Genomic DNA, 7,938 nt, shown 5'->3' on the forward strand with positions numbered 1-7,938 from the left:
TGCAGTCGGGGTGTTGATCGTTCTTTGCAAGGCGAAGAAAAGGAGCCCTGGCTGTAGTCCAGTCTTCTCAGAACCATCTTACCCAGCTAGTCAAGTATTAAAAACTCCGGAATCGAGTATTACTAAAGGCATGGCGAGTGTCACCCGAAAGCTCTAAATATTTTTCAAGTTTTACCCATTTTAATTGCATTGCTTTCCCTACCTCATGTATTAATAGTTATTAAGTTGATTGTTGTGTACGAACAGCTTCAACCTCATCCCGTATCACGGGCACATCTCGAGGTGCACGAATATGAAAGTTCACCTGATTCATCGCTCTTTCATTGATGAACTCATTACCCCGGTGAGGGTAGGGGGTGATGGTTATCGACCTACCCAATTTAAAAGCCAGTGTGTAGGCAACGGTCATAATGCGCACGCGATGGCCATAAACCAGGGTTATTTCGGCATCCTTTGGGTTTCTACCCCGAAGAATAAGTCGGAAGTCTCCTACTCGCAGAGACTGTCCAACTTGGCGACCTAATATCAACATGATTCACTTCCTGTGTTTACTGCCCATGTCTAGGCAAGTGTTATACGTTTACTGTGTTGTATCCTCATTCTTAACCGAGCTGAGCATGTTGCTGATAGCCTGATTAGCTAGACCTGCAGCAAGATCCAGTGACAGCTCTGTTGCCAGAAACTGCATACCTCTTCTCCGTTCATGTTGATAACGGATAACGCGTGTATTCGGTTTCCAGGGAATAAATTTTTTTTTATTTTCTGCTGATGTAGTCATGCTAATTCCCTTTTTTTAGGCAATAAGATGCCGTGGCTCATACCTGAGCGTGTTAAAAAATAAATTTATGTTGCGTGTTAGTAGCCTGCAGGCTCTATTAATAATTTACGGTAAGTTTTACGCAGTAAATAACGAAGTCGTAGCCAAAGCGCTGTATTGACTTCTTGATTGCGTTGATAATCGCTGGATATTTTATCCCAAAATAATTCTGCTTCTGTTTGATTCCTCCTTTTAATCTGATGTACTTCTAACGCAGCTGTTGAATGAATAGGAGAGGCCATAGGTTTCATGCAGCCTCCGGCAGAACATAGTCAACAGCATTTTGTTGGTTGACCGCCTTGGTAAATAACTGCAGGCATAAACTAGCGTGTTGTTTGTTCTTGCTGTGGATAACCAACAAGCTTTTTTCTGCGTTAATACACCCGGTAATAAATACATTGATAAAGAAAGGCTGATGTTTATCTAACTCAGGTAATGTCATCTGCAAGTGAACACGAAAAAATAATTGGTTATCCACAATGGCCAATGTGCTACAGCCATTGATGGGGACAAAACACACCTGACATTTAAAATCGTTAGTAGATGAAACAAGGTTTGTTGTTGATATGCCTCCTACTAAGTGTTCGACAAGATAATCCACATTACTTTTTAGCTGATAAACAGTGGCATACTCTTCCATGAGTTTTCTCCTTTAGGGTAATCATCATCCAGTGACATATACTCCGGTCGTCGTGATGTGCGCTGTATAACCCGCACTTGTCTGGGTTTATTTGGGTTGTCATTTACAACGATTGCCACACTGTTGATAGTGAATACCGCTAAAAGCATGGCAATCATAGGTGGAATTTTTAACCTGATAACCTTAAGCCGAATAAGCTCAGCCACCAGATGGGCGCGGTTTGTCGTCTTGAGTTTGTAGTGAGCATTTTTAATACGACGGCTAACACTGTCAGGTTCAATATTATGATCCCGTGCAATAGCCTTATCCGTTTTCCCAGATAGAAGACCTAAGCAGTAGAGTGTTTCGCGCGGGGCAAGGTAGGGATTGGTAAGGTGTGCTTGCCAGTGTCCGTCTGATGTTGTGACTGTGCTATCCATAGCTTTTTCCATCATTGTTTTTTATCAATGTAAGCTATGGTGTCGTATTTTTCAAGAGTTTTTAGATGGAAAAGTAAAGTTTAATGTAAGGTTTTGGTTGGTGGTTGTGTTTAGAGGCTTTAAAAGCGAAGTAGACACTAGCTATATACTTTACTCATGCCGCTTTAGTGTGGATTTTACTTTCTCTTTAATGTTCTAGTAAGTGCAACAATCAATTCCATCTCATCATTGTTTAACTTTTCTTCCATTGCCATTGTGTAAAGTTCTTTGAGAGACTTTTTGACTATTGTTAGCGCTTCTTGACGTTCACGAATGATTCTTTCTTCAATGTTTGCACTATTCCAGTCTTCATTTTCGTCAAACCAGCGATCATCAATTGCTGCTTCTTTAGACTTTAGCCAGCCTAATGGAGCACCAGTTACCTCGCTAATCTTTTGTAGGTTTTGTTTTCTGGGATTTATTCTCTTACTGGGGTCTTTTGCTTCCCACTGATTGACAGTTGCCCTTGATACGCCACATTTTTCTGCAAGCTCTTCTTGTGTTAATTCAGCGCTAAGCCTTGCTGCTTTGATTTTTTCCCATAATTCACTCATACAGAAAACACCTGATATGTAGTTGACATATTTCGGGTTTGTAGACTAGTATCGAGGCTAGCCTTACATTGTAACTTTACATAGAACAAAAAGACCGGCACACCCTGGGGTGTCCGGCCATATAAAAACCAGTACAAAGGTTAGGTATAAAACTCAGTCACCCATTGCCGTGGGGGTGAGTTTGCGAGTGGTTAATGCTCTAAACCGGACATCTCCCTAACGCTTTGTATGCAAGGCAATATACCCAATCTGGGGTGTATTGTCATTAGGCTTGATAGTGCTGTATATCTGGACAGTGGCTCGTCAAGGAGGCTTTATAGGGACATAAATTCATTTCAATTAAATAAGCATTCATTAATTCAATAAATATTAGCGACGTCTTTTGTTCATAAAAAAGGCGAGAGAATTTTTATTGTCTTCATTTTTTTGTGGATGACGAATTAGAAAAAGCGCTGAACAACTTGGCAGGATTTTTTTTACCCTGAATTTATTAACGGGTGTTTTTTCTTACAAATTTCAGGCAGAAAAAAAACTGCTTACCCGACCAGAGATAAGCAGTTTTTGAACATTGATAAAGAGACTCAGTAATTATGGATAAAACTGACGAAAAAAACAACGGGTTTCCCTATTTTTTTTAGGAGGGTGGTATGAGTATTCAAGCCATGACCTGGGCTTTTTCCCTGCAGCAGTTAGACCCCCATAAAAAAATAGTACTTTTATCTCTGGCAGATAATGCCAATGATGAAGGTTATTGTTGGCCATCGATGGACACCATTGCTAAAAAATCCTCGATGTCTAAATCCACTGCACGACGACATATTAAATCACTCGAAACCCTTGGATTACTCACTAAAAAAATTCGAGTAAAAACCAATGGCGCAAACGGCACAAATTATTTTTTATTACATGTGGGCGCCAAACCCAAAGAACCTGAATCGGGTAAAGAACCACTCACGCCAAAGACCGAGCAAAATGAGGGGTGTCAAATTGAACCCCCTACAACCATAGGGGTACCACCTAGTGACACCCCTATAACAGAAGGGGTGTCAAAGCTCTGCAAGGGGGAGGGTGTCAGAGCTGTGACACCCAAACCACCAATAGAATCCCCAATAACTACTACTACGACTTCCGCGCGCGAGGAAAATGATCCGGCGCTAGAAATTTTTAACCGTGGTGAACCACCCCCGAAAAAAAATCCAGTGGCTAAATCCATGACTGACGATTGGGAACCTGATTGGCCATTGCTGGAAGCAAAACTCCTGCGCGCAGGTATACCCAAGCAATTTGCCAGTGAACAACGTGATGAATTTGTTTTGTACTGGGTGGGTGAGGGTAAACAACACCCATCGTGGGATGCCAAATTTTTTAATCACCTACGACACCAATATCGCCGATGCCAGGCGCAACAAGCCAGAGAAAACCAGCTTCAACACGCACTCAACGAGAAAAACAACACTCGGGTAAACATGATCAACCATGAAAAACACACCATGGAGGTGAGTTATGCACAGCGGACGGCAACTACTTCAGAAAACGATTCATTCCGTCAACGACTCGAAGACACAGGCTGGTGAGCAGCAGACGATAGGTGAAGACCCTGGTCAGCAACACGCGCAAACGGTGTCTGCATTACCCGCAAAAGCCCAGCGAGTGTTGATCAACAAGTTGTTTGGCATGTTCGAAACCGTGTGGCCCCTGCAGTTCAAAAAGGCCTGGCCGCTGGATGTCCCCACGTTGGCCAATAACGGGGTCAACCTGGATTACAAGCTCCGGAGCGCCAAACTGCAGTGGTTGAACAACGAGCGTTTTCAACTACTCACACCTACGCAGGTGGAGCAGGGTATACAACGCGCGGAGTCTGAATCTCGATTTATACCCACGTTGGCGGACTTCCTCCGTTACTGCACGACCGTTGATCACGAACAGCATGGTTTACCTTCGGTTGAGCAAGCCTGGCAGGAAGTAACCCGGCATAGCCACGAACAAATGACACACAACTGGAGTCATGAGGCCGTCTATGCAGCGGCTAAAGCCACAGATTTTTTTAGTATACGTTGCGCCCAGGGTGATGAAGTAAAAATGCTGAGAAAGACGTTCGAGAGCTTATATCGGCAGTTGTGTAACCGCATTGCACACGGAGAGCAAATTCCCGACGTCAGACCCGCGTTAGAAGACGCTAGGCGTCAATCACTGATGGATATCAACGAGCGATACCACGAAGCCAAATTACAAGCCGAAATCAAAGCTCAAGGTTTACAACAATTGACGTCTGCCCAATCGGCATTGGCCGCAATGAGATCACGCTTAGCCAACGGAGACAGCCAAGCATGAGACAAAACAAATACCTCAATCATTTAACGCCTGCGTACATTGCTAAACGACAGGATCTCGAAGGACAAGAACAAAAAGCATTATTTATCTGGATGTATGCACGTTACAGAGCGCTTTATGACTGTGCTTTCCATGTACCGAATGGTGGTCACCGTCATGTTGTTGTGGCTAAGAAACTTAAAAGTGAAGGTGTTAAAGCGGGGGTGCCGGATATTTTGATTTTACAGCCGCGTGGTGGGTATCACGGACTTGCCATCGAGTTTAAAGCAACGCCACCGAAAAGTGCGCCAGTGAGTGACTCACAGCTTGAATGGATTAATAGGTTAGCAGAGAACGGCTATATGGCAGTTGTCTGCAAGGGCTTTGCTGCGGCAAAAGAGACCATTATTCAATACGCCAATTTACCCATTGATTCGCAATTATGTCAGAACTCGACCCAGTAGAAGCACATAAACGAGATTGTTTAGCCCGCTGGATGTTAAGTAAAAAAACAGACGAAAGTATTCGTCGTTGGTTAAAAAAATTACCGGAGCAGTATCAAGTCGATATGCGACAACGGCTAAACACGGAGAGGGAAAAGCGCAAACGGAGACGCTACGGTGATCGGCACAATACTCGCACAAATGGACCCGGTAAAAGCATACACCAGCAAAGAACTGGCAGACATTATAGGTACAACCCCCAGGGTTATAACCCGCGTGCTTAATCGAGCGTGTAAGCATGGCCTTGTGGATAAAATTCAGACCGAGAATAAAAACGACAGAGTATTTAAATCACGGCAGTTGATGCTTGAGCTTTAGGCAGAAAAAGTCATTGCTTCGTAAGCTCTTTCTGGGCTACCGAGCACTACAACGAAGCAATGAAAGGTACGCAGTATTTAAGACCATTAGTTAGATGCTCTGTAGACGAGAAAGTTTCTCACCCAGTTATTCATCACAGGATGTACACATGGATAAATATTCATATGCAACACTTTGCCAGGTTGCCAAACGGTGGCTATTAAAAACAGTTGGTTGCTCCGTTGCTTTTGCCGAGCTGAAAGCCAACTCGTTGACGTTGGAAGAGCCTGACGCGATAGGTTGGATACGGGGTGGTAGAGATTCTTTTCTCATCGAGGTTAAAGTCAGTCGTGCCGACTTTCATGCAGATCGTAAGAAGTTTTTTCGACAACACCCCAAATTTGGCGTGGGTAAATATCGGTATTTCATGACGCCACCCCGGTTGTTAACGGTTGAGGATTTACCACCAGGTTGGGGACTGTTGGAAGTTCAGGGAAAAAAACGAGTGAAATTAGTTCACGGCCAGCATCCTAAAAAACAGCAACAGACTGAATTTATATTCCAACCAAATACCCAGGCAGAACTCGCCATGCAGACTTCTATATTACGACGTACTAGCCTGCGAATTGGTGATCTTCAAACATTTAATGCCGTCATCGTGCATAACTATGAACAACGTGTACTGAGGCTGAAGAAAGAAATACGCGCGTTAGAAGCCAAGAAGAAAGCGTACTTAATTTAATTAACTAGCAATGCTCTACAGGCGATAAGTCAATAAGTGTCGGGTAAGACAAGCTAGAGGACATCAAGAGGACATGTATGTCCTGAGACCATTTAGGGAGTAATGTATGGCCAACGCAAGTGTCATGGCGTTATTAGGACAGCGAACCGTTCAACACGATGCGATACCAGGCGGAATTCCAAGACTTACAGCGGAGGACGTGGCTGGCGCATTAGGGATGGCCGATATATCACGAGAAGCGTACTTATTTGGGTTACTGAAGTACGTGGGAGACAAGACGGTTATTCACGAGTTGGATAAACTCACACAGCGTGCTGTCATTCTTTTTGGACTTAAAAATAAATGGCGAGCGCCTTTCGCGGACGACGACAAGCGCAGTATGTTTTTTTTCTTACAGCTGGGGCGGTTAGTGATCAATGAATTAGTGGGGGAGAATATTTGTCCTACATGCAACGGGACGGGGGTGTACATTGCTAAAGCTCGAAAGTGCTCATGTTCAAATGGTCGAAGACCACCCAAAAAAGCAAGTTTGGCGAAGTTCTGCGGAATGAAGCCCGAAGCATGGAAGAAAACATGGCATGATCGATATACAGCGTGTGTAGCAGAGCTTTACCTGTGGGAAACAGAAATTACCTCAGCCATTTCTACTAAAATAAATTTTTTTCAACAAACAAGTTGATTTGGTACCGTTTCAGGGGTATATTTTTTCCAGAGTCCATTATTCCGTCTAAAAAATTTTATTCCTGAAAATATTCCCATGTTGTTTAATATTTAAACCCCAAAAAGTCCTATGAAGAGGGTTTTTGGAGCTGACTATGGCTCATACCATGAACCAATGGATGTATGTTTAGTATTTCTAAGCTTTCTATCTTTAATATAATTGAAAAGTTGTATAACTTTCTTAATGAATATGATTTATACCCCTTAAAGGTACAACAATAATAATACGGATCACCTTAAATCTAGGGGGATATTATGGAAGAATATCTTCAGTTAAGAAGAAAAGATGACATTTCATTTAAACAACGTGACAGTCGTTCGGAGTGGGAAAGGGACTTTGCTAGGTTAGTACATTCTTCAGCTTTTCGAAGGTTACAATCAAAAACGCAAGTTTTAGGATTAGGAGAAAGTGACTTTTATAGAACTAGGCTTACGCACTCGTTAGAGGTAGCTCAAATCGGGACAGGGATTTTGAGTTACTTACGTCATGAGTATAAAAATGATAGAAGTATAATTGAAGCGTTACCTGATGGTAAGTTGCTAGAAGCAGTTTGTCTTGCGCATGACATTGGGCACCCTCCATTTGGGCATGGTGGTGAGATTTCTCTAACTCGATTCCGGAGTTTTTAATGCTTGACTAGCTGGGTAAGATGGTTCTGAGAAGACTGGACTACAGCCAGGGCTCCTTTTCTTCGCCTTGCAAAGAACGATCAACACCCCGACTGCAGACCAGTTGTGTAGTAATATACCGCTTCTGTCTATCAATAGCGACTACTAGACGACGGTTTGTGATTATTAACCCTACACCACATGTAAAGAAGTTTGTTCAAGATATCAGCGGTGTTTTAGCCGCTTCTCAGCAATCTGCTGCATTCACTCATGCACAATGCCTGTGGT

13 protein-coding genes are annotated in these 7,938 nt (G+C 43.1%); 7 read left to right on the forward strand and 6 right to left on the reverse strand.

The features are described from left to right. Nucleotides 1-220: 220 nt before the first annotated feature. The 6 genes from F607_RS0122745 to F607_RS0122770 all read right to left on the reverse strand — a co-directional run bounded on the left by F607_RS0122745 (nt 221) and on the right by F607_RS0122770 (nt 2,469). A complete protein-coding gene (locus tag F607_RS0122745) occupies nt 221-532 on the reverse strand; it encodes a hypothetical protein (protein WP_027709915.1) in 312 nt (103 codons plus the stop codon). A gap of 48 nt (nt 533-580) precedes the next feature. Then, nucleotides 581-778, reverse strand: a complete 198-nt coding sequence (locus tag F607_RS0122750) for a hypothetical protein (RefSeq protein WP_027709916.1) — start codon at nt 776-778, stop codon at nt 581-583. A 77-nt stretch (nt 779-855) separates the two neighbouring features. Then, on the reverse strand, nt 856-1,068 hold the full coding sequence (locus F607_RS0122755) for a hypothetical protein (protein ID WP_027709917.1): 213 nt from the start codon (nt 1,066-1,068) through the stop codon (nt 856-858). Further along, entirely contained in the window at nt 1,065-1,457 is a 393-nt protein-coding gene (locus F607_RS0122760) for a hypothetical protein (RefSeq protein ID WP_027709918.1), read from the reverse strand. The genes F607_RS0122755 and F607_RS0122760 overlap by 4 nt, the downstream gene beginning before the upstream one ends. After that, nucleotides 1,427-1,876 (reverse strand): helix-turn-helix transcriptional regulator, encoded by a 450-nt coding sequence (locus F607_RS0122765; protein WP_027709919.1) that lies wholly within the window; start codon nt 1,874-1,876, stop codon nt 1,427-1,429. The genes F607_RS0122760 and F607_RS0122765 overlap by 31 nt, the downstream gene beginning before the upstream one ends. A gap of 176 nt (nt 1,877-2,052) precedes the next feature. Next, nucleotides 2,053-2,469 (reverse strand): helix-turn-helix domain-containing protein, encoded by a 417-nt coding sequence (locus F607_RS0122770; RefSeq protein WP_027709920.1) that lies wholly within the window; start codon nt 2,467-2,469, stop codon nt 2,053-2,055. Nucleotides 2,470-3,116: 647 nt separating this feature from the next. Here F607_RS0122770 and F607_RS33165 point away from each other — a divergent pair. The 7 genes from F607_RS33165 to dgt all read left to right on the forward strand — a co-directional run bounded on the left by F607_RS33165 (nt 3,117) and on the right by dgt (nt 7,671). After that, nucleotides 3,117-4,043: a DnaT-like ssDNA-binding domain-containing protein gene (locus tag F607_RS33165; protein ID WP_051311752.1), complete on the forward strand. Its 927-nt coding sequence runs from the start codon at nt 3,117-3,119 to the stop codon at nt 4,041-4,043. Nucleotides 4,044-4,203: 160 nt separating this feature from the next. Then, entirely contained in the window at nt 4,204-4,800 is a 597-nt protein-coding gene (locus F607_RS0122780) for a replication protein P (RefSeq protein WP_157365572.1), read from the forward strand. After that, complete coding sequence (locus F607_RS31250) at nt 4,797-5,243, forward strand: VRR-NUC domain-containing protein (RefSeq protein WP_051311753.1); 447 nt, start codon at nt 4,797-4,799, stop codon at nt 5,241-5,243. The genes F607_RS0122780 and F607_RS31250 overlap by 4 nt, the downstream gene beginning before the upstream one ends. Then, nucleotides 5,222-5,506 (forward strand): hypothetical protein, encoded by a 285-nt coding sequence (locus tag F607_RS34315; protein WP_157365573.1) that lies wholly within the window; start codon nt 5,222-5,224, stop codon nt 5,504-5,506. Before F607_RS31250 ends, F607_RS34315 begins: the two co-directional genes overlap by 22 nt. 242 nt (nt 5,507-5,748) lie before the next feature. Continuing rightward, nucleotides 5,749-6,321 (forward strand): hypothetical protein, encoded by a 573-nt coding sequence (locus F607_RS31255; protein ID WP_051311754.1) that lies wholly within the window; start codon nt 5,749-5,751, stop codon nt 6,319-6,321. A gap of 106 nt (nt 6,322-6,427) precedes the next feature. After that, a complete protein-coding gene (locus tag F607_RS0122800; RefSeq protein WP_027709923.1) occupies nt 6,428-7,000 on the forward strand; it encodes a hypothetical protein in 573 nt (190 codons plus the stop codon). A gap of 296 nt (nt 7,001-7,296) precedes the next feature. Continuing rightward, nucleotides 7,297-7,671, forward strand: coding sequence for a dGTP triphosphohydrolase (dgt, locus tag F607_RS0122805; protein ID WP_027709924.1), 375 nt, complete (start codon nt 7,297-7,299; stop codon nt 7,669-7,671). Nucleotides 7,672-7,938: the final 267 nt, after the last annotated feature.

The organism is Zooshikella ganghwensis DSM 15267 (genome assembly GCF_000428585.1).
Taxonomy (GTDB): domain Bacteria; phylum Pseudomonadota; class Gammaproteobacteria; order Pseudomonadales; family Zooshikellaceae; genus Zooshikella; species Zooshikella ganghwensis.